Genomic DNA, 21,357 nt, shown 5'->3' on the forward strand with positions numbered 1-21,357 from the left:
TCCTACACCGCCAGCACGGCCAGCAACGGCCCGAGCACCAGGCTGGCCCCCGCCAGGCCGAGCAGGATCCGCGGTTGGTAGGGCAAGGCGAAGACCCACAACGTCACCCCGGCCATCAGCACGGCGATCCACTCCACCAACCCGATCGCCCAGCCGCGCAGGTACACGGCCAGGACCACCGACAGCAGCAACAGCGTCCAGCCCCCCAGGCGCAGGACGCGCAGCTGGAAGGCCGTGGGCTTGCGCCCGAGCAGGTCGCCGAAGTGCTTTTCCATGGCCAGGCACAGGCCGGCGAAACCAGCGAAACCAATCAGGGCGATCCCCAGCATCAGCTTGCCTCCACGGTTTTCGCCGCGCGCGGGGCGCGCTTGGCAGCCGGTTTGGGGGCTCGCAACATCTTCCCGGCCGCCCAGGCCAGGAACAGCCCGGTCGCCAGCGCGGTAATGTCGAACCCGGCCATGACCCAGTCGCCGGCGGCGATGGAATGGTCCAGGCCCTTGCCGGTGGTCAAGGCATTGAGCAGCGGCAGCAAGGCGAACGCCAGCGCGCCCAGCACCAGCTGCTCGCCCCAGGCCCGACGCCCCGGACGCAGCATGGCGTGCAGCAACGACAGCCCCCAGGCCAGGAAGAACGCATCGATTTCCCAGCCGGCGCGCCCATCCAGGCCCACCGGCAGCAGGCGATTGGCCCAGAAGAACGCCGCCACGCCCAGCAACAGGCCGCTCATCCCGGCGATGTTCAACACTTCGACCAGGCGTAGCTCGGCGGGCATGCGCTCGCTCTTGGCATGCTTGAGCTGGCGCTTGCCCAGCCACATCACCAGGCCGGTGCCGATCACCGCCGTGCCGGCCACGCCGAACACGAAGTACAGCCAGCGCAGCCAGGGCCCGGCGAAGTTGCCCATGTGCAGGCCGACCAGGGTGAAGGAGGTCATCATCGCCGCGCTTTCCGTCGCGCCTTGCTGGAGCAGCGCGCCAGTGGTGCCGTCGAAGGTCCAGGTGGCGCTGCGCGAATAGGCGACGCTGTCCGCTGGCGTCCAGGAGAAGTTGACCCGGGCGTTGCGATCGCCGGGGTTCTGCACCTGGATGAAGCCCATCCGCGCCCCCGGCGCGTGCGCCTGGACCTTGGCGTACAGCTCGGTCAACGGCACCAGCGGCGCTGGCTGGACAGCGGCGGTGACCACCTCGTCATGCCCGAACAGGTCGTTGAAGTAACCGTCGCTGTCGCCGTAACTGGCCAGGATGCCGGCTGGCATGACCATGTACATGAAGATCACCAGGCTGCTGTAGCTGATCATCAGGTGGAACGGCAGCACCAGCACGCCGATGGCGTTGTGCCCGTCGAGCCAGGAGCGCTGCCCCTTGCCGGGGCGGAAGGTGAAGAACTCCTTGAAGATCTTCTTGTGAGTGATGATCCCGGTGACCAGGCCCAGCAGCATGATGAAGGCGCAGAAGGTCGACAGCCAGCGCCCCCAGGGGTGGGGCATCTGCAGCTGGAAGTGGAAGCGGTAGAAGAACTCGCCACCACGCGTGTCACGCGCCTCGACCGCTTCGCCCGTCCGGGCATCCAGCGCCTTGTCGGTGAAGGCCCCACGGCCGACGCCGTTGGGGTCGCGCCAGGTGACGCTGAGCGCGGCATCGCGCTCGCTGGGCAGGCGGATGAACCAGGTGCTGGCATGGCCGGCGTTGGCTTCGAGATAGCGCTGGGCCAAGCCAAGGCTGGCCACCGGGTCCAGCGGATGAGCCTGGACCTCCGGCTGGGTCCAGTGGCTGATCTCATCCTTGAAATACGACAGCGTCCCGGTGAGGAAGATGGCGAACAGCAACCAGCCGAAGATCAGCCCGGTCCAGGTGTGCAACCAGGCCATGGCCTGGCGGAAGCCCTCTTTCATGACTGTTTCATCCAGTAGGCCAGGCCATTGAGCAACCCCAGCGCCAGGCTCGGCAGCAGCACGCCAAGCCAGGCGCGCCAGGCGCTGCGGCAGGCGAAGCACCAGATGAAGGCCAGCAGGTAAACCACGAACGACAGCATCATGCCGGTCAGCGCGGCATCGACCTGGGCCATGGGCGCGAACAGGGCGATGGCGACGCTGGCCATGGACGCCAGCAGGTAGCCGCCCAGCAGCGCGGCCAGGCTGCGCGAGGTCACGGCCAGGCGATAGCTCAGGGGAATGCCGGCGGATTTGCTCTTCATCACGAGGGTCCGGGAGACGGGGCTGCAATAGTAATGATTTCAATTCTCATAAGCAAAGCATGGGAGACGAGTTGCCTGGGCTGAACCATCGCGGGGCGAACGGCCGGATATCGGCATCGATTGCCGAACGCCGGTCGCATGAATACAATGCGAACAATTCTTACTTCCAGTTGCGCTTTCTGGCGCCGGAGTCGCATCGGTGCCCAGCGCCCTCTCATCCACCGTCGAAGGCCTCTACATCGCCCACCACAGCTGGCTGACCGGCTGGCTGCGGCGACGCCTGGGCTGCCCGCAAAGCGCCGCCGACCTGGCCCAGGACACCTATGTGCGCCTGCTTCAGGCGCGCGAAGCACCGCAACTGGTCGAACCCCGCGCCTTCCTCACCACCGTGGCCAAGCGCGTGCTGTGCAACCACTTCCGCCGCCTGGAACTGGAGCGCGCCTACCTCGAGGCCCTGGCGCAACTCCCCGAACAAGTGGCGCCCAGCGAAGAACAGAAGGCGATCATCTTCGACACCCTGCTTGAACTCGATAGCTTGCTCGATGGCCTGCCCGTGCTGGTCAAGCGCGCCTTCCTGCTGGCCCAGGTCGACGGCCTCGGCCAGGGCGAGATCGCCCGTGAACTGGGCATTTCGCTGGCGACGGTCAAGCGTTACCTGCACAAGGCAGCCCTGCGCTGCTACTTCGCCCTGTGAATAGCGCGTTCCCTCCACAGATTGCCGAGCAGGCGGTGCACTGGCTGATCGAATCGCAGAGCGCCGGCTTCGACCAACACCAGGCTCTGGAGCGCTGGTTGCAGGCCGACAGCGAGCACCAACGGGCCTGGGCGCATATCCAGCAGGTCAACCAGCGCCTGCGCGGGGTGGCATCGCCGGTGGTCCACGCCACCTTGGAGGCGCCGCCTTCCCCGGCTCGGCGCCGGGCGCTCAAGGCGCTGCTGCTGGCCGGGTTGGCCAGCGCCACCGGGCTGGGCCTGCACGGGCACAATCCGGTGCCGGGGCTGCTGGCCGACTACCGCAGCCCGGTGGGGCAGCGGCGGCATCTGGTACTCGATGACGGCAGCCACCTGCACCTGAACACCCGCAGTGCCGCCGACGTCCGCTTCGACCACCAGCAGCGCCTGGTGCGGCTGCTGGAAGGCGAGTTGCTGCTGGAGCTGCGCGACGACCCGCGCCCGTTGCGCCTGCGCACGGCCCAGGGCGACTTGCGCCTGGACAGCGGCCGCTTCGACGTGCGCCAGTTCGATGGCTTCAGCCTGGTGTCGGTATTCAGTGGCAGTGCCAGCGCGGCGGGCACACCCCTGCTGGCCGGCAACCAGGCGCGTTTCGCCCAGGGCGGCTGGCAGGCGGTCGCGCCGCTGGACCCGAACCGCGCGGCCTGGGTCGACGGCATGCTGGTGGTGTCGCAGATGCGCCTGACCGACTTTCTCGCCGAGCTTTCGCGCTACCGGCTCGGGCAGCTCGGTTGCAGCGAACGGGTGGCGGACCTGCGAATTTCCGGGTCGTATCCACTGGCAGACAGTGAGCGGATCCTGGAGATGCTGGAAGTGGCGCTGCCGGTGAAAGTACGGCGGTTCACCCGCTACTGGGTGTCGCTCGAGGCCGCGTCAACCGGCTGAGAAGCGAGCGACGCCATGGGGCTCCTGCTCAAGTTTTTTTCCAATCACCTGAGCCATTTTCCGAACCTCGCGTGACAGAGAAGGCAGAACCCTCTCGTCACAGGACCTCAGTCACATGCCCCTGCGCCCCAGCCCCCTCGCTTTCGCCCTGATCATCGCCGCCCCGATCGTCCTGGCCGCCGAAACCCGCGACTACCACATCGCCCCTGGCAGCCTGGAGCAAGCCCTGAACCAGTTCGGCCGCGAAAGCGGCACGCTGATCTCGTTCAGTCCAGCGCTCACTCAAGGCCTGAACAGCCCGGGCCTCGAAGGCCGCTACGAGATCGGCCCGGGCCTCGACGCCCTGCTGCGCGGCAGCGGCCTGCAGGCACGCCGGGAGACCGACAACGCCTACAGCCTGCAGCCGCTGCAGGCCGTCGGCAAGGAAGCGGCCGTACAGCTGGGCGCCTCGACCGTGGTCGGCGACTGGCTGGCCGAGGCACGCCAGGACAACGTCTTCGAACACCCAGGCGCCCGCGACGTGGTGCGCCGCGAGGACTTCGAACGCAGCGGCGCCAGCAGCGCCCGCGAAGTGCTCAATCGCATCCCCGGCGTCAACGCCCCCGAGAACAACGGCACCGGCAGCCACGACCTGGCGCTGAACTTCGGCATTCGCGGCCTCAACCCGCGCCTGGCGTCGCGCTCCACCGTGCTGATGGACGGCATTCCGGTGCCCTTCGCGCCCTATGGTCAGCCGCAGCTGTCGCTGGCGCCGATCAGCCTGGGCAACATGGACGCGGTGGACGTCGTGCGCGGTGGCGGCGCGGTGCGTTACGGCCCGCAGAACGTCGGCGGCATCGTCAACTTCGTGACCCGCGCGATTCCCGAGGAGGCGACGTTCAAGGCGGCGATGCAGAACCAGATCAGTCCGTCGTCCAGCCACGACGGCTTCAAGAACAGCGCCAACCTGCTGGTCGGCGGCACCAACGCCAACGGCCTGGGCGGCGCCCTGCTGTATTCCGGCACCCGTGGCGGCGACTGGCGCGAGCACAGCGACACGCAGATCGACGACCTGATGCTCAAGGGCAAGCTGCAGCTCGACGAAGCCAACAGCCTGCACGCCATGGCCCAGTACTACGAGGGCGAAGCCCAGATGCCCGGCGGCCTGAGTCGCGCCGACTTCGATGCCGATCCGTACCAGTCGACCCGTCTCAAGGACAAGTTCTGGGGCCGTCGCACGCTGTTCAACTTCGGCTATGACTACAAGCAGGACGACCGCCAGTTCAGCGTCAACAGCTTCTTCACCAAGACCCTGCGCAGCGGCTACCTCGACCAGGGCAGCTTCGTCTCGCTGTCGCCGCGCGAATACTGGGTGCGCGGCATCGAGACCCGCTTCTCCCAAGGCGTCGCCCTGGGCGACAGCTGGCACGAGCTGGGCGTCGGCTACCGCTACGTCAACGAAGCCGGCCACGAACTGCGCTACCGCGAGCCGAACAACGCCAATCGCCTGCCGACCACCGCCAGCCGCAACGACCGCGACACCCGTGGCGGCACCGAGGCCCACGCGATCTACCTGGACGACCGCATCGACATCGGCCGCTGGACCATCACCCCGGGCATCCGCTACGAGATGATCGATTCCGAGCAGAGCAACAAGCTCAGCGGCCAGCGCTACCAGGGCAGCTACAACACGGCTCTGCCGGCGCTGAACGTGATGTACCACCTGACCGACAGCTGGAACCTCTATGCCAACACCGAAGGCTCGTTCGGCAGCGTGCAGTACAGCCAGATGCCCAACCGGGTCAGCAGCGGCGAGGTGAAACCGGAAAAGGCGCGGACCTGGGAAGTCGGCACACGCTATGACAATGGCGACCTGCAGGCGGAGATCGGTGCGTTCCTGATCAACTTCGACAACCAGTACGAAAGCAACCAGACCAACGACTCGGTGATCGCCCGTGGCGAAACCCGTCACCAAGGCATCGAGACCAGCGTGCGCTACGCCCTCGACGGCCTGAGCCCGGCCCTGGCCGGGTTCGATGTGCATGCCGGCTACGCCTTCGTCGACGCCACCATTCGCGAAGACGGCCCGAACAAGGGCAATCAGGTGCCGTTCTCGTCCCGCCACAAGGGCACGCTGGGCCTGGGCTACACCCAGGGCCCGTGGCAGCTGAACCTGGACAGCAGCTTCCAGAGCAGCCAGTACGCCGACAACGCCAACACCGCCAGCGAGAGCGCCGACGGCAGCACCGGGCGCATCCCCGGCTACATGCTGGTCAGCACCCGCGCGGGCTACGACTTCGGTCCGCAGCTGTCGAACCTGAAGGTGGCGGTGGGGGTGAAGAACCTGTTCAACCGCGAGTACTACACCCGCTCGTTCGACGACAACAACAAGGGCAAGTACGTGGGCGAACCCCGTACTCTATACCTGCAGACTTCGGTCGAGTTCTGACCGACGACAAGAGAAGCCCAGCGACTGCCGGGCTTTTTGCAACAGGAAGTTTTTCTTCGAAAGGGGGTTGAATTCGTTGCGCGGATGCCTGACCTTAGAGTCAAGAGGCGCAGAAAACCCAATGTCCTCAGCGACCTGGGCGCGCTTCCTGCGAGCAAGCTGAATAAGGATTGAATCATGCAAATCCAGGTCAACAGCAGCAACCAGATCCAAGGCAACGTCCGCTTGAACGAGTGGGTCCGCAGCACACTGCAAAGCAGCCTCGAACGTTTCGAGGACGACCTCACCCGCATCGAAGTCCACTTGCGCGACGACAACGGCGCCAAGCCCGGAACGCACGACAAACGCTGCCAGATGGAGGCTCGCCCGAAAGGCCACCAACCGATTTCCGTGACTCACACCGCCGCATCGCTGGATCAGGCCGTCGACGGTGCCGCCAGCAAGCTGAATCACGCACTGGAGCACTTCTACGGCAAGCTGCGCAGCAAGCGCGGCGCCTTGGAACTGAGCGATCCAGAAGCCTGATGCTCGAACGAAAACGCCCGGCCTTGCGCCGGGCGTTTTCATTTGTACCGATCAACGGGCCTGAACCAACATCGCCCTGCCCCGGTCAACCGCTGCAATCCTTCATCGCCGAGCACGAACATGAGCAACCCCTTCGATCGCATCAGCGCCGCCTTCGCGCCCGAGTACCGGGTCAACCTGAGCATCGAGCGCCTGGACGGCAGCATCATGCTGACCCTGTCCGACGACAGCGGCGTGGTCGCCAAGCGCCTGATCAGCCAAGCCCAACGCAACGACCCGGTGCGCCTGCAGCGGGTCATCGACAGCATCCGCCTGGGCCTGGCCATCGAGCTCGGCCAGAACCCGCTGCAGGTGCTCGCCGCCCTCACCCGCCCCCATCACCTCCCGGTGAGCGGCCTGGCCAACTGAGGGCTACTTGCCCTCGTCCACTTCCTTGCCGTTGGCATCGAGCACCCTGGTCGACGGGTAGCGATACGACGCATAGCGCACCACGAGAATGGCGAACGCCAGCAGCAGGATGCCGCCGCACAGGTACAGCAGGCCGACGTCTGGCGCCTTGTGGTGCGACACGTCACCGATCAGCAGACGCGTCAGCGCGGTGATCGCCACGTACAGCAGGAAGCGTATGGGCATGTGGTTGGTCTTGAAGTAGATCCCCACCATCGCCCCCAGTTCCAGGTAGATGAACAGCAGCAGGATGTCATCGACGCTGACCCCGCCCTTGCTCAGCATGTCCAGGAACGTCACCACCGCCGCATAGGCGGTGATCGCGCCGATACCGAACAGCGCCAGGTAGTGGAACGCCTCCACGCACAGGTTGCCCACCGAGTCGGCGGAGCCATGCAGGCCCTTGCGCAGTCTGTCTGCCCATTTGATGTTCACGATCTTCGATTCCCCGATACGGCTTAAGGATGGTGCGCCACGCCTGTGACACTTGTGCCATGCAGTTAAAAGGCCATGGCCCCTCTCTTGGAAGGCGGTGGATTGCCGCAGGGCACCTGTGGGCTACGCTGTTTTTCTGCGCACAAGGCCATCATCGAGCTTGCAGGTCAGTGGCGCGCCCATGTACTGTATAAAAACACAGTTATCCAGCAATCCAACCAGCAAAAAGGCATAGAGGTGATGAATGGCCGTCGAAGTGGTGTACCGCAGCAGCCGCGACCCGGAGCGCTTGTTCATGGATAAGGCCGAAGCAGACCGTCACGACAAGATGCTCGAACTGGCCGAACGCCTGGCCGAGGTGCTGCACAAGGCGGTGCCGTCGCTGAGCGAGCAGCAGGTCGAGGAAGCCGGCATCTACATGGCCAAACACCGCGATGTGTTCGCCCGGGCGTTCAAGAGCCAGCCCGATGCGCTGGCGGAGCTGCTCGAAGGTGGCGAGACGGAGTGATTTCGGCGGTGGCCCCTGCGCGGGGCCGACACCCATCTTCAGCCGTATAGCAACCGCTCCGCCAACATCTGTGCCACCCGCGCCGGCGACCGCTTTTCCGCCTGAGCATGGGCGAACACTTCGGTCAGCCGCGACGGTATCCGCGCCAGGTGCGAGGTGATGGTGCCCAGCCCCTCGCCCCGATAAGTAAGCGCCACATAGATCAGGCCACCGGCATTGATCACATAGTCCGGTGCGTAGAGAATCCCGCGGTTTTCCAGCTGGTCGGCCACCTGCAAGGTGGTCAACTGGTTGTTCGCCGACCCCGCCACCGCCGCGCAACGCAACTGCATCACACTTTGTCCATTCAACACCGGCCCCACACCACAGGGCGCGAAGATGTCGCACGGTGTGCTGATCAAGGCCTCGTGGGCCACCGGGTGGGCATTGAACTGCTCCACCGCCAGGCGAACCTTCCCCGGATCCAGGTCGCTGACCAGCAACTCGGCACCCGCCGCATGCAGTTGCTCGGCCAGGGCATAACCCACGTTGCCCAACCCCTGCACCGCCACCCGCAGGCCCTCGAGGTTGTCGCTGCCCAGCCGGGCCATCGACGTGGCGCGAATACCGGCGAACACGCCCATGGCGGCATGGGGCGAGGGGTCGCCCGAGGCCGTGGTACTGGTGACATGGGGCGTGGACTGGGCAATGCAGTCCATGTCCAGGGTCGAAGTGCCGCTGTCCACGGCTGTGATGAAATGCCCCTGCAGGGTGTCGACGAAGCGACCAAAGGCCTCGAACAGCGCCGCACGATTCTCCACATGCGGATTGCGCACGATCACCGCCTTGCCGCCGCCCATCGGCAGGCCCGCCAGCGCCGCCTTGTAGCTCATGCCCTGGGCCAGGCGGATGGCATCGGCCATGGCACTTTCGTCATCGGCATAGGGCAGGTAGCGGCACCCGCCCATGGCTGGCCCCAACTGCTCGCTGTGGATCACCACCACGGCCTTCAGGCCCGTGGGTGGATCGATGAACAGGTGCAGCGACTGGGTACGGGTGCTTTGCATGAGCGCGAACATCGACGGGCTCCCCGAAGAGGTGCTCCTACCAGTATAGGCAGGTCAAGGCTGGACACTACGCGGGCGGACCACTGGACGAAAACCTCCGCCAGGGCTACAAGTTAAGCGTGATGGAGAGGTCCCATGAACCCACGCCAAGCCTGCCTGGCCTGCCTGGAACGCGAGCCGGTCGCCCTGCTGGAAGCCACCCTGTGGATCGCCGCCGAGCATGATCGTACGGTCGAGCCCGCGGCCAGCCTTGCCCAGCTGCACCAGCTGCAGCGAAATGTCAGCACCAGCCTGCCGATGCTGCCCGTCACCGAGCTGGCCCAGCCGCTGCTGCGCCAGCTCGGTGCATTGGGTTTTCAACAGGACGAGTACCATCCGCTGCGTCCACAGGCCGCCATGATGGACAAGGTGCTGCAACGCCGCCGCGGCCAACCGCTGCTACTGGCCGTCCTTGCCCTGGAGCTGGCCCAGCGCCTGTCGATCCCGCTGGAGGGGGTCAATTTTCCCGGTCATTTCCTGCTGCGCGTGCCCGGCGCCGACCATCTGCTCGACCCTTGCGCTGGCCGGCGCCTCTACCCCAACGATTGCCGCGAGCTGCTCGCCCGCCAGTTCGGTCCTCAGGTCGCGCTGAGCGCCGAACACATGCGCAGCGCCTCGCCGATGCAGATGCTCCAGCGCCTGTCGCGCAACCTGCGCCAGTTGCACATCAGCAACGACAACGACCTGGCCGCTCTGATCGATGCCGAGCGGGTGATGCAGCTTGGCCCGGTACAAGTCGGCGACTACCTGGCTCGAGCCACGCTGTACCAGCACTTGGATTGCCCCCAGGCCGAGCGCTTCGACCTGGAGCACGCGCTGCTGCTCAGCGATGACCCGGTGCAACGCCTGAAGCTCAGCGAACGTCTCGCCCAGCTGCCCAGCGGCAAACGCTCAATCCATTAGCGCCTGGGCCTTGGCCACCGGCGCCTGCGGCCTTGGCGCACGCACCTGGCTGATCAACAGCGCCCCCAGCAGCGCGGGGATGGCACAGAAGAAGAAAATCTGCTCGACCGGCATATGCAGGGTCAGCAGCAGGCTGCCCAGCAACGGCCCGAGAATCGAACCGAAGCGTCCGACGCCCAGCGCCCAGCCGGTGCCGGTGGCACGTACCTGGGCCGGGTAGAAGTTGCTGACGAAGGCATTGAGCGTCAGTTGCCCGCCGATGATGCAGAAGCCGGCCGCGAACACGCTGGGCACCAGCCAACGCGGGTCGTCATGGTTCACGCCGACCAGCACGCTGAACAACGCCGCCCCCAGCAGCACGCCAGCCAGCAGATAGGCCTTGTTCTTCATGCGATCGGCGCACCAGGCCAGGCACACCGCGCCGAAGGTGCCGGCAAACAGGAACAGCGAGGTGACCAGGTTGGCCTGGTTCAGCGCCAGCCCGCTTTCCTGCAGCAACGATGGCAGCCAGCTGATCATGAAGTACAGCAGGATCAGGCTGACGAAGAACGTACTCCACAGCAGCAGGGTCGACCGGGCAAAGCCCTCGCGGAACAGGGCGGCCACGGTGAACGTACTGTCCACCGGCTCATCCTTCGCCACCAGGGCCGTCGGCACCTGCCAGCCGGGTAGCAGGCGGGCCGTCACCCGTTGCAGCCGCGCATAGGGTGGCGCGTCGCGCAGCAGGCGCGGCAGCGATTCGGGCAGGAACAGCGCCAGGAACGGGAACAGCAGCAGCGGCGCCACGCCCCCGGCGAGGAACACCGCCTGCCAGCCGTAGTGGTCGATGAAGCCGGCGGCGACGAAACCGCCTGCCGCCCCGCCCAGGGAGAATCCGCAGGCCGCCAGGGTCACCATCAGGGTACGCAAGCGCGGTGGCGCGTAGTCGGCCATCAGCGCCATGGCGCTGGGCATGGCCCCGCCCATGCCGATACCGCAGAGAAAGCGGGCCAGCATCAGGCTGTCGAGCGAAGAAGAGAACACCATCAGCACGGTCAGGCTGGCGTAGAGCAGCACGCAGCACAGCAGCACCCGCCGCACGCCGAAGCGGTCGGCCAGCGGCGTCACCGCCAGCGAACCGACCGTCAGCCCGAGCAGGTTGGCACTGAACACCGGCCCGAAGGCGGCCTTTTCCAGCCCCCAGTCCTGGGCCAGCGCGGGGATCACATAGCCCAGCACCTGGGCGTCATAGCCATCGGTAACCAACAACAGGATCAACAACAGCAGCAGGCGTCACTGGTAGGTTGACACCGGGCGCGCGTCGAGCGCCGCGCGAAAGCTGGCAATCTGGTTGTGCATCGCAAGGTACCTGTCTGTTGTTGTTATGAGTGCAGGTGCGGGCTGTGGCGATCAGTCGGGCGTGTCGGGCTGCCTCGCCGGGTGGGCCTTGTGGAAGGCCGGATGCTGCTCGGCCAGGGCGGCCACTCGGCGGATGCGCGGGTAACCCTCCAAGTCGATGTTGAAGCGCTCGGCCGCGTACAGCTGCGGGACCAGGTAGACATCGGCCAGGCCTGGCGTTGCCCCGAAGCAGAAGCCGTCATCGCCGATCAGTTGCTCGACCGCCGCCAGCCCCTGGCTGATCCAGTGGCCGATCCACTGGTTGACCTGCCCCTCGTCATGCCCGAGCTGACGCAGCAGGTTGAGTACGCTGACGTTGTGCAACGGATGGATATCGCAACCGATGATCGCCGCCACGCCACGCACCTTGGCCCGGGTTTCGGGCGCACGGGGCAGCAGGGGCGTTTCCGGGAAGGCTTCCTCCAGGTACTCGATGATCGCCGGCGACTGCACCAGCAGATCGCCGCCCTCCAGGCGCAAGGCCGGCACCCGCCCCTGCGGGTTGAGCGCCAGGTAGGCCGCGCCACGCTGCTCGCCCTTGAGCAGGTTCACCGGCAGGGCCTGGTAGTCCAGGCCCTTGAGCGCCAGGGCGATGCGCACCCGATACGACGACGTGGAGCGGTAGTAGGTGAACAGTTCCATCGCCCTGCCCCCTCAGTTGGCCGCGACGATGGTGCCACGGCACTCGCCGAAGCCGATGCTGGCCACCCCATCGCGCACGCAGCGGGCGCGCAGGATGGTCTCGTCGCCGTCCTCGAGGAACTTGCGTACCTCGCCGCTGGCCAGCTCCACCGGGTGCTTGCCGCCCTCGGTGATCTCCAGCAGGCTGCCGAACGAGCCCGGTAGCGCGCCCGACAGGGTGCCCGAACCGAACAGGTCGCCCGGCTGCAACTGGCAACCGTTGACGCTGTGATGGGCAACCATCTGCGCCACGGTCCAGTACATGCTGCGGGTGTTGCTGAGCGTGAGGCGATGAGCCGGCAGGTTCTGCTCGCGCATGCGCGCGGTGACCAGCAGCACTTCCAGTTCGATATCGAAGGCGCCGCCGGCCTGGTCGCGCTTGTCCAGCAGATACGACAGCGGTTGCGGATCGCCTTCCGGGCGCGCCGGCTGGGCGCAGCGGAATGGCTCCAGGGCTTCGGCGGTCACGACCCAGGGCGAAACGCTGGTGATGAAGCTCTTGGACAGGAACGGACCCAGCGGCTGGTACTCCCAGGCCTGGATATCCCGCGCCGACCAGTCGTTGAGCAGGCAGAAGCCGGCTACGTGCTCGGCGGCGTCGCCGACCGGAATCGACTGGCCCATGTCGTTGCCCTGGCCGATCCAGATGCCCAGCTCCAGTTCGTAGTCCAGGCGCGCGCAGGGGCCGAAGCTCGGCTCGGTCTGGCCTGCCGGCAGGGTCTGGCCCTTGGGGCGGCGCACGTCGGTGCCGGACGGACGGAGGGTCGAGGCGCGGCCGTGGTAGCCGATCGGCACGTACTTGTAGTTGGGCAGCAGTGGGTTGTCCGGGCGGAACAGCTTGCCGACGTTCTTGGCGTGTTCGATGCCGACGTAGAAGTCGGTGTAGTCGCCGACCTTCGCCGGCAGGTGCAGCTGGCATTCGCTGGCCGGATACAGGGCGGGCTTCAAGGCCGCCTGATGCTCGCTGGCCTCACCCAGCAGCGCCAGCAGGCGCTCGCGCAGGGCGACACGGGCCGAACGGCCGAGGGCGAAGAAGGCGTTCAACGCGCCACCGGTGGTGGCCTCGACGGCGGCCTTGGCCGCACCGTCGAACAGGCCGGCGGCCAGCACGGCCTCGAGGTCGAGGATCGCGTCGCCAATGGCTACGCCGCAACGTGGCGCCTGCCCCGGGCGGCTGAAGATGCCCAGTGGCAGGTTCTGCAGCGGGAAGTCGCGGTGCCCGTTGGCGTGCTCGACCCAGCTACGGGCAATGGCGGTGTGGTTCATCGGTTATCTCCGGTTCGGGTTGAAGGTGCTCGGCAGGGTAGCCCAGCAACTATCGTAGTCGGCCTGCAACTGCGGGCTTTCGAGAGCCTCGAGGCTCGGGCGCAGCACCTGGCTGGTCTCGAACATGAAGGCCATGGTGTTGTCGATCTTGTGCGGCGCCAGGTCGGCCGAGATGGCCTTGTCGCAGGTCTCGGCGTCCGGGCCGTGGGCGCTCATCACCCCGTGCAACGAGGCGCCGCCGGGCAGGAAGCCTTCGGCCTTGGCGTCGTAGGCGCCCTGGATCAGGCCCATGAATTCGTTCATCAGGTTGCGGTGGAACCACGGTGGACGGAAGGTGTTCTCGGCCACCATCCAGCGTGGCGGGAAGATCACGAAATCCATATTAGCCAGGCCGTGCACGCTGGTGGGCGAAGTCAGCACGGTGAAGATCGACGGGTCGGGGTGGTCGAAGCTGACCGTGCCGATGGTGTTGAAACGGCGCAGGTCGTACTTGTACGGCACGTTGCTGCCGTGCCAGGCGACCACGTCCAGCGGCGAATGCTGCAGCTCGCAGGCCCAGTGTTCACCGAGGAATTTCTGCACCAACTGCACCGGGCCGGTGGATTCTTCGTAATGCGCCACCGGGGTGAGGAAGTCGCGCGGATTGGCCAGGCCGTTGCTGCCGATCGGGCCAAGGTCCGGGATGCGCAGCGGCGCGCCATGGTTCTCGGCGATGTAGCCACGGGCCTGGGCGTCGAGCAGTTCGACACGGAATTTCATGCCACGCGGGATCACCGCGATTTCCAGCGGCTCCACCTGCAGCACGCCCAGTTCGGTGGCGATGCGCAGACGCCCCTGCTCAGGTACCAGCAGCAGCTCGCCGTCGGCGTTGAAGAACACCCGCTCCATCGAGCGGTTGGCGCGGTAGATGTAGATGCTCACGCCGGCCGGTTTTTCCGAGGAGGCGTTGGCCACCATCGGCAACCAGCCGTCGATGAAGTCGGTGGGTTCGCCAGGGATCGGCTGCGGGCTCCAGCGCAGGCGGTTGGGGTTGATCGGCCCCAGTGCGCCATTGAGCGGCTGGCGCTCCAGGCGCTCGAAGCGCGGATGCAGCGCCGAGGGGCGGATGCGGTACAGCCAGGTGCGGCGCAATTCGCTGCGGGTCATGGTGAATGCGGTGCCCGACAGCAGCTCGGCGTACAGACCGTAAGGCGCCTTCTGCGGCGAGTTCTGCCCGACCGGCAGGGCGCCGGGCAAGGCTTCGCTGGCGAATTCGTTGCCGAAACCGCTCAGGTACTCAAGTTCGGGTGAGGTGTCGCGGGTCATCTCGGTGCCTCCGGGCTGCTGGGAGCCGTTGCGGGCAGCTGGCTGCGGGCCCGATCCTGAAACCGGCACCAAGGGCGGCAGCGCGTCTGCATTGTTTTTATCGTAATCAGATTACGAATAACGTAATTTGCTCCCGTGCAGGCGTCAAGCTATAAAGGCGCCACCCTGTAAAATCCGCATAGAAGTCCCTCATGGCCAAAGCCAGCAGCAGCGCCGACAACGGCAAACAGAAAGTTCGCTCGGCGGAAGTCGGCACCGACATCCTCAAGGCCCTGGCCGAACTCTCCCCGTCCACCTCGCTGTCGCGCCTGGCCGAGCATGTGCAGATGCCGGCAAGCAAGGTCCACCGTTACCTGCAGGCGCTGATCGCCAGCGGTTTCGCCGAGCAGGACCCGGCCACCAACCATTACGGTCTGGGACGCGAGGCGTTGCGCGTGGGCATGGCGGCACTGGGCAGCATCGATGTGCTCAAAGTCGCGGCGCTGCCACTGTCGCAGCTGCGCGACGAACTCAACGAAAGCTGCTTCATTGCCGTGTGGGGCAACCAGGGGGCGACGGTGGTGAGCATCGAACCGGCGGTGCGCGCGGTGACGGTGGTGACCCAGATCGGCTCGGTGCTGCCGCTGCTCAGTTCGTCCACCGGGCTGGTATTCGCCGCCCATCTGCCAGAGCGGGAGACCCTCGAACTGCGCGACCGCGAGCTGGCCTCGCTGGGCCAGACCGCGGATGACTACGCCCCCCTGCTGGCGCAGATCCGCCAGCGTGGCCTGCACCATGTGCATGGCCTGCTGATGCCCGGGGTGGACGCGCTGTCGGCGCCGGTGTTCAACGCCATGGGGCAGGTCGCCGCGGTGATGACCGTGGTCGGGCCGACGTCGATCTTCCATGCCGACGAACAGGGCCCTGCGGCGCGAAGCCTGCTGGCGGCCGTCGAGGCCGTCAGCAGGCGCATGGGCTATCAGCGCCAGGCCGCGCGCTGAATGGCCATTCGCTCCTCTTCCCGAGCGACAGACGCTGTGGTGAACCAGATCAGTTCCTCCGCGAAGCCTTCATGAAGCGCCTTCCCCGCTTCCCAGGTTGCGCCTAGCCGCATCTCGTAACTCGCGTAAAGCGACTTGAGTCGCTCATGAAGGTCCTTTAGCCAGATACTCAGCCTGGAGGACGGCCCTGGGAACCAGGTATTCCAAAGCCGGCTGCCATGGGCGATCAGTTTTTCCCCATAAACCTTCATCAAGCCTGTCGCCCCTGGCAGGCTGGCCATGCCCTTGAGCAAGGCAACGAGCGCCGCGGTCCTGTCGCCATCACCCAGCGCGACAACGCTCTGATAAAACGCGCGTCCTGCCCGAATGAAGCTCATCACGACACGTGCAGGCGGGAACGCCACTGCGACGAATTCACCCACGAGTTCCAGCAGCGACAGCACGGACTGGGTGATACGCCTGGCGGCACTGTAGGCATCGCGCGCGGCTTCGGCGAGCAAACGGCGCACCTTGTGCCGCAGGGCAGCGCTCAAGTCGTCGATGTTGTGGCGCACCTGCAGGGATCTGGCGATAAGCTCATCCCCCTCGGCGTTCGACTCATCTTCGCCATCAGCGTTTCGAACCCGCTCGTTCAATGCTCGGATCGCTTCCTCGTCGTCAATCGCGATGTGCTCATAGATCCAGTCCTGCATGCCCTCCTCACGCCAGCGATCGACGAAATCCTGAACCGTGAACAGGCACCGCCCTTCTGGACCATCGCTCAGGTAGATCAACGACCCTTTTGTTTTTTCCGACTGCAGCAGGTACCCCTCGACGATCGAGGCGCCATTGACCTTCAGCTCGGCCAACTTGCAGTCCTCGATGAAACTGCCGTCGTGGAAACGCATGCAGACGGTCTCGAGCCAAGCAGCATGCTCATCACCGAGCACGCCGCGCTGCAGCTCCAGCAGGCAGTCACGCTGAAGCTTCATGCCCAGCAGGTGACGGTGCAGTTCCATCGGCCTGGAGCGGCCCTCGGCGCCCGGGTCAAGGTAGCTGTCGCCGATTACCTTGCAGTACTCCTGGCCGAGCCTGACGGCGCGAATGTACCCGCCGATTGCCTGACGATTCAGGTGAGACAGGTCCTGACCGACCGTCGAACTGAGGCGGGCGAAATCATTGAAGTTGAAGTCTTCGGGATAACCCGCGGCCGCCACCTGTGTCAGCGACTGCCGTACTCCCATGTCCAGCTCGACCAGTACCGTATCCGAGTCGATCCAGCCCCCCTGATTGCCGGGGTACTGGTTGATCCGCGCACTGACCTGCTCGCGCGCATGAGCCATGAACGTCGGAACCTGCGCCACGGTTTGGTAATCGACCAACAGTACGCGCAACTCGTGATCCAGCGCATGCACACGCCGTAGCACGGTATCGTCTGGGTTTGCGAAGCGTTCTGGCCTGATCGCTTCGAGATCGTCGCAAACTTTCAGGACCCTCAGGTCCGTCCAACGCTTGAGCAACTGGCTCCAGCCCGTGATGTCCTCCACGCCCACTACAACGGTATGACCCGACCACTCCTGGGGAATCCGCTCCACCCGTTTCAGGAAACGGTTCAATGCCGGGCGTTGAGCACGCTCTACGTGTCCCGAAAGATAATCGCGCCCCTGAGGTGTGGCACTGAGTGCCCCGATTTCCGAGCTCATTGCAAATTCAGATTGGAACACCTGCAGATCCCCACTCGGTGAGCCGGGGGCATAAAGTACGTGAATATCCTGGTCAGACAGATGCAAGTGATCGGTCAACAGCATTTCGCCGTTGATCCATAGCCACCCCACCGTGATCTGTTTGTGCGACCAGTCTTCCTCCAAGGCCGCCTCCAGCAACGCTACCGCTCGACGATCCAGGCCCTGAAAATCTGCGGCTTGCAGCGCCAGACGCAACTTGGCGTCCAGCGCCTGGCCCAGCAGATTCTGGATCCACTCCTTCTGGTAAACCTCCTCGAACCAGTCGGCATAGCGCTGACGCAACTGCAATTCATCTGCCATCCTCGCCAGGTCAGCCACTCCCAGCGCGTCACGCAACTCATCGTGCTGGACCTCCACGCTGAGTCGATCACCGTGATAAGCCTCGCTACACACCCACTCCATCAGCGTGACCACCTGTGCCGGTGCATCAGGGGTGAAATCATGGGTGACCTTCAATTCCACATCGGCAGGCGCAATGTGTCCGAGGCCCATCTGGGTCAACCGGATGCCAACCTGATGCTCCGCGTATGCATAGAAGTCGGAATGACCTGATTGCTCTGAGAATCGGTTCTCGGCGTCTGCCAGTTGCTGATTCAGCTGGATCAGCTGCTCACGTTGATCCTTCGACAGGTTGCGCAACCATTCCGGCGACTGCGCCTGGCGATAGTCGGCCAAGGCCGCCGCCACCTGCTGCTGGATGCCTTGCAACAGAGGTTCGAGGGCGACCGCCGCATCAACGTCAGCGTCGGCAGTACTCAGCGCTTGCATGACCAGGCGCTCGTGCAGCGACTGCATATCCATGAGCAACTGATGCTCCAGCGGGACCGCCAACGGCTCCAACTGCATCTCGACCGATTGCGCCACCCTCAACGCCTCGCGCTCTTCCTCGGAGACGGCAATCAGCCAATGGCAGTCCGCCTGCAGGCACTCAAGCAGATCGCTGGCGTTGCGCTGGCGTCCATCGAACCAGACACCCAATCCGAGCCCAAATAGCACAAATGGCTCTTCGGCATCGTCCAGTTCATGGACCAACGCCAGGCACCCTGGTATGCATACCTGTACATCGCTGTCGGTGCGCAACGTCACCCTGCCATGCAGCGGCTCTTCGTAGCCGTCCGGCAGCAGCGCCTCGATGTCCGCCCTCGGCGCGCCATGGCGCATCCCCCATGCACGTACATGCAGTTTCAGAAGTTCGCGCAATTGCTCCTGAAGAACCGGCGCATGCTGCAACCACCATTGCTCGGTATCGGCCTGCCATTGAGGCACGTGCTCCAGACCAGACAGCGCAGGGGCCAGTGCGAAATGCGCCTGCAACGTCATCGCGAGTATGGCCAGGGCGCCCAGTACCTCAGGGTCGGCTGCGGGCGTGCCTGGATTTTCGGGGTTAATGACAGAAATAGAACTTTGGCTCATGACTTCTTTCCTGGGGCGATGTAGGAGCCCAGACCATGACGAAGCCAGAAGAGAGGTAGCGGATGGAAAGACTGGAGCACTAGCCCACAAAACACGTATGCACTGTGTGGTTACTCCGGTAACCACGCCTGGAAACACTGGAGATTATCGCGGGAGATGTAATAGAGAATGTCAAAAGCCAGTATTTTTCCTACAGGCACAATTGCCTATTCTGTCCCCATTGGTTCGGCACGAAGGGCTCTCCCCCCGCCTTTCGCGCCACCAAGGTTCACCGACGTTGATTTTGAAGCTCCTTGATCTAACGTCTCGATTGGCCGCTGCGTTTGCAGCGGCCTTTTTTATTTCTGCAAGAATCGCCCAGCGTTTCGGATGAGCGATGGCCTGCCTGGCCTGTCAGTCCAGTGGGTACTTCTGCAGATTCGCCATCATCTGCTGCAACGCCTGCAGGCTGTCCTGCGGATGCCCGGCACCGTCGAAGTCGCCGATCCGCGCCCAGTTGTCCGCCACCTGCTCGGGGGTGAACCCTTCCCGAGGGTCGAAGCCCACACCCTGGCTGCGCTCCCAGCGCACCTTGCCGACCCAGCCACCACCGACCTCGAACAGCTCGCCGCTGTCCTGGCACTGCTCGCTGCCCAGGTACACCACCAGCGGACTGACCAGTTCGGGCTTGAGCCGCTCGAACACCTGCGGTGGAATCAGCCCCTCGGTCATGCGTGTACCGCCGGTCGGCGCGATGGCGTTGACCAGGATGCCGTGCTTGCGGCCTTCGATGGCCAGGGTACGGGTCAAGCCATAGAGGCCAAGCTTGGCCATGCCGTAGTTGGCCTGGCCGAAGTTGCCGTAGATGCCCGAGGTGGACGAGGTGAAGATCACCCGCCCCCAGTTCTGCGCCCGCAGGTGCGGCCAGGCGGCATGGGTGACCTTGTAGGCGCCCTCGACATGCACCCGGTAGACCAGCTCCCAATCGCTGTCTTCCATCTTGTGGAAGGTCTTGTCGCGCAGGATGCCGGCGTTGTTCACCAGCACATCGACGCGGCCGAAGCTGTCCAGCGCCTGTTCGACGATCCGTGCGCCCTCGGTGACCGAGTCATGGTTGGCCACCGCCGTGCCACCGGCCGCGCGGATTTCCTCGACCACCCGATCCGCCGCCGAGGCGTTGGCGCCCTCGCCATGGGTCGAACCGCCGAGGTCATTGACCACCACCTTCGCGCCGCGGGCGGCGAACAGCAATGCATGGGACCGGCCCAGACCACCGCCGGCCCCCGTGACGATCACCACTCGATCCTGCAGATTTACCGGCTCGCTCATGCTCAAGGCTCCTGGCAATGAAGGGATGCAAGGGAGTGTCAGCCAGCCACCGGGGCCGGGCAATCAAGCGCACCACGGCGAATGCCGGGCAATAACGCAAGGCGATGGTCGCCTGGTCAGGACCAGGCGACCTTCTGCGGCATGTAGCTCATCGGCTGTTCACGAAAGGCCAGGTAGTGGCGCAGCACCTGCACCGGCGCCTCGGTGTGCGGGTAGTGGCCGATGCCCTGCAGCACCACGGTGTCGGGATCCGGCACCATCTGCCGGTAGCGCTCGACCATGTGCGCCCCGGACAACGGATCGACCGCGCCATTGATGAAACGCAACGGCACGCCCTCGCGCTGCAGCGCGCCGACCCAGCGCTCACGCTGGGCCCGGCGTTCGGGCAGGAAGCTGATCAGTTTGTGCAGGATGCGCGGACCACGGTTGGAAACGATCAGGCTCCAGTAGTCGTCCAGCGCGCTTTCGCTGGGATGGGTGCAGGGGCCGTAGACCTGGATGACGTTGCGCACCAGGTCGTCCCGCCCGAACGAGCGCCCGACCAGCCAGCCCAGGCGGCTGAGCAGCAGCTTCTGGATCAGCAGCACCCGGCAGCTCTCGGGGAACAGTCCGCTGTTGAGGAACACACAGCTGGCGATCTGCAGGCGCTGTTCGTGGTGGCGGGCCAACAACTCCTGGGCCACGCTGCCGCCGTAGTCGTGGGCCAGCAGGTGCACCGGCTGGTCGATGCGCAGGTGCGCCAGCAGCGCCTGTTGCAGGTCGGCCTGCTCCAGCAGGCTGTAGTCGTGGTCCACCGGCTTGGCCGAGTCGCCGAAGCCGAGCATGTCGCAGGCCACCACGCGGAAACGTTGCGCCAGCGGCGCCCACAGGTAGTGCCAGTCCCAGCTGGCGGTGGGGAAGCCATGGAGCAGCAGCAGGGGCTCGCCCTGCCCTGCCGTCCAGTAACGGATGCTCTGGCCCCGGAAGGTGAACCCCTGGCTCCGGGTGCGCCAGACGCACAATGGAATCTCGGCCAGTGGCATCACGGTCGTCCCGGTGGATAAGTGTCGGAATAGGGCAAGGCTGCGTTCATTGCATGTCACCTCGGCACATACATGTGCTCTCTATGTCGAGGCAGAGTCTAGAAGCCAATACGAAGGTGATAGGTCGCCTTGGCAGCCAG

19 protein-coding genes and 1 pseudogene are annotated in these 21,357 nt (G+C 65.2%); 8 read left to right on the top strand and 12 right to left on the bottom strand.

All coding sequences use genetic code 11. The annotated features are described in order from the left end of the window. Positions 1-2 precede the first annotated feature (2 nt). Genes N7422_RS14740 through N7422_RS14750 form a run of 3 tightly spaced genes read right to left on the bottom strand, consistent with a single transcriptional unit; the run spans position 3 to position 2,193 of the window. Complete coding sequence (locus N7422_RS14740) at positions 3-329, bottom strand: DUF3325 domain-containing protein (protein ID WP_279807212.1); 327 nt, start codon at positions 327-329, stop codon at positions 3-5. Next, a complete protein-coding gene (locus N7422_RS14745) occupies positions 329-1,891 on the bottom strand; it encodes a PepSY-associated TM helix domain-containing protein (protein WP_279807213.1) in 1,563 nt (520 codons plus the stop codon). Before N7422_RS14745 ends, N7422_RS14740 begins: the two co-directional genes overlap by 1 nt. Then, positions 1,888-2,193, bottom strand: coding sequence for a DUF3649 domain-containing protein (locus N7422_RS14750; protein WP_279807214.1), 306 nt, complete (start codon positions 2,191-2,193; stop codon positions 1,888-1,890). The genes N7422_RS14745 and N7422_RS14750 overlap by 4 nt, the downstream gene beginning before the upstream one ends. 199 nt (positions 2,194-2,392) lie before the next feature. Between N7422_RS14750 and N7422_RS14755 the strand changes: the two genes are divergently transcribed. The 5 genes from N7422_RS14755 to N7422_RS14775 all read left to right on the top strand — a co-directional run bounded on the left by N7422_RS14755 (position 2,393) and on the right by N7422_RS14775 (position 7,171). Beyond that, entirely contained in the window at positions 2,393-2,887 is a 495-nt protein-coding gene (locus N7422_RS14755; protein WP_279807215.1) for a sigma-70 family RNA polymerase sigma factor, read from the top strand. After that, positions 2,884-3,810: a FecR domain-containing protein gene (locus N7422_RS14760; protein ID WP_279807216.1), complete on the top strand. Its 927-nt coding sequence runs from the start codon at positions 2,884-2,886 to the stop codon at positions 3,808-3,810. Before N7422_RS14755 ends, N7422_RS14760 begins: the two co-directional genes overlap by 4 nt. 115 nt (positions 3,811-3,925) lie before the next feature. Next, positions 3,926-6,238: a TonB-dependent Fe(3+) dicitrate receptor FecA gene (gene fecA, locus N7422_RS14765; protein WP_279807217.1), complete on the top strand. Its 2,313-nt coding sequence runs from the start codon at positions 3,926-3,928 to the stop codon at positions 6,236-6,238. A 177-nt stretch (positions 6,239-6,415) separates the two neighbouring features. After that, positions 6,416-6,763: an HPF/RaiA family ribosome-associated protein gene (locus N7422_RS14770; RefSeq protein ID WP_279807218.1), complete on the top strand. Its 348-nt coding sequence runs from the start codon at positions 6,416-6,418 to the stop codon at positions 6,761-6,763. A 120-nt stretch (positions 6,764-6,883) separates the two neighbouring features. Further along, the gene (locus tag N7422_RS14775) at positions 6,884-7,171 is read left to right on the top strand and encodes a DUF3509 domain-containing protein (protein ID WP_279807219.1); all 288 of its coding nucleotides are present in this window, start codon (positions 6,884-6,886) and stop codon (positions 7,169-7,171) included. Positions 7,172-7,174: 3 nt separating this feature from the next. Here the strand turns inward: N7422_RS14775 and N7422_RS14780 are convergent, their stop codons facing one another. Further along, positions 7,175-7,645 (bottom strand): phosphate-starvation-inducible PsiE family protein, encoded by a 471-nt coding sequence (locus N7422_RS14780; protein ID WP_279807220.1) that lies wholly within the window; start codon positions 7,643-7,645, stop codon positions 7,175-7,177. Between the two features lie 244 nt (positions 7,646-7,889). On the opposite strand from N7422_RS14780, the gene N7422_RS14785 reads away from it, so the two are divergent. Next, a complete protein-coding gene (locus N7422_RS14785) occupies positions 7,890-8,153 on the top strand; it encodes a YebG family protein (RefSeq protein ID WP_279807221.1) in 264 nt (87 codons plus the stop codon). A 38-nt stretch (positions 8,154-8,191) separates the two neighbouring features. Here the strand turns inward: N7422_RS14785 and N7422_RS14790 are convergent, their stop codons facing one another. Beyond that, positions 8,192-9,211, bottom strand: coding sequence for a Glu/Leu/Phe/Val dehydrogenase dimerization domain-containing protein (locus N7422_RS14790; protein WP_279807222.1), 1,020 nt, complete (start codon positions 9,209-9,211; stop codon positions 8,192-8,194). A 123-nt stretch (positions 9,212-9,334) separates the two neighbouring features. Here N7422_RS14790 and N7422_RS14795 point away from each other — a divergent pair, with 123 nt between their 5' ends. Then, the gene (locus N7422_RS14795) at positions 9,335-10,141 is read left to right on the top strand and encodes a tetratricopeptide repeat protein (protein WP_279807223.1); all 807 of its coding nucleotides are present in this window, start codon (positions 9,335-9,337) and stop codon (positions 10,139-10,141) included. On the opposite strand, the pseudogene N7422_RS14800 reads toward N7422_RS14795, so the two are convergent. From N7422_RS14800 to hmgA, 4 genes and pseudogenes are all read right to left on the bottom strand, one after another. Continuing rightward, positions 10,130-11,479: pseudogene (locus N7422_RS14800) on the bottom strand (aromatic acid/H+ symport family MFS transporter). The gene N7422_RS14795 and the pseudogene N7422_RS14800 sit on opposite strands and share 12 nt — an antisense overlap. Positions 11,480-11,530: 51 nt before the next feature. Further along, complete coding sequence (gene maiA / locus N7422_RS14805; RefSeq protein ID WP_279807224.1) at positions 11,531-12,160, bottom strand: maleylacetoacetate isomerase; 630 nt, start codon at positions 12,158-12,160, stop codon at positions 11,531-11,533. A 12-nt stretch (positions 12,161-12,172) separates the two neighbouring features. Beyond that, positions 12,173-13,465 carry a fumarylacetoacetase gene (gene fahA, locus N7422_RS14810; RefSeq protein WP_279807225.1) on the bottom strand — a complete coding sequence of 431 codons (1,293 nt, stop codon included), beginning with the start codon at positions 13,463-13,465 and terminating at the stop codon, positions 12,173-12,175. A 3-nt stretch (positions 13,466-13,468) separates the two neighbouring features. Further along, positions 13,469-14,770, bottom strand: a complete 1,302-nt coding sequence (gene hmgA / locus N7422_RS14815; RefSeq protein ID WP_279807226.1) for a homogentisate 1,2-dioxygenase — start codon at positions 14,768-14,770, stop codon at positions 13,469-13,471. A 191-nt stretch (positions 14,771-14,961) separates the two neighbouring features. Between hmgA and N7422_RS14820 the strand changes: the two genes are divergently transcribed. Beyond that, positions 14,962-15,750, top strand: coding sequence for an IclR family transcriptional regulator (locus N7422_RS14820; RefSeq protein WP_279807227.1), 789 nt, complete (start codon positions 14,962-14,964; stop codon positions 15,748-15,750). Here the strand turns inward: N7422_RS14820 and N7422_RS14825 are convergent. The 3 genes from N7422_RS14825 to N7422_RS14835 form a co-directional block, all read right to left on the bottom strand. Continuing rightward, positions 15,729-18,887 carry a hypothetical protein gene (locus N7422_RS14825; protein ID WP_279807228.1) on the bottom strand — a complete coding sequence of 1,053 codons (3,159 nt, stop codon included), beginning with the start codon at positions 18,885-18,887 and terminating at the stop codon, positions 15,729-15,731. The genes N7422_RS14820 and N7422_RS14825 overlap by 22 nt on opposite strands. A gap of 393 nt (positions 18,888-19,280) precedes the next feature. Then, on the bottom strand, positions 19,281-20,195 hold the full coding sequence (locus N7422_RS14830; protein WP_279807229.1) for an SDR family oxidoreductase: 915 nt from the start codon (positions 20,193-20,195) through the stop codon (positions 19,281-19,283). 116 nt (positions 20,196-20,311) lie between these two features. Further along, entirely contained in the window at positions 20,312-21,217 is a 906-nt protein-coding gene (locus N7422_RS14835; protein WP_279807230.1) for an alpha/beta hydrolase, read from the bottom strand. Positions 21,218-21,357: the final 140 nt, after the last annotated feature.

The organism is Pseudomonas sp. GD04091, from assembly GCF_029836165.1.
Lineage (GTDB): Bacteria > Pseudomonadota > Gammaproteobacteria > Pseudomonadales > Pseudomonadaceae > Aquipseudomonas.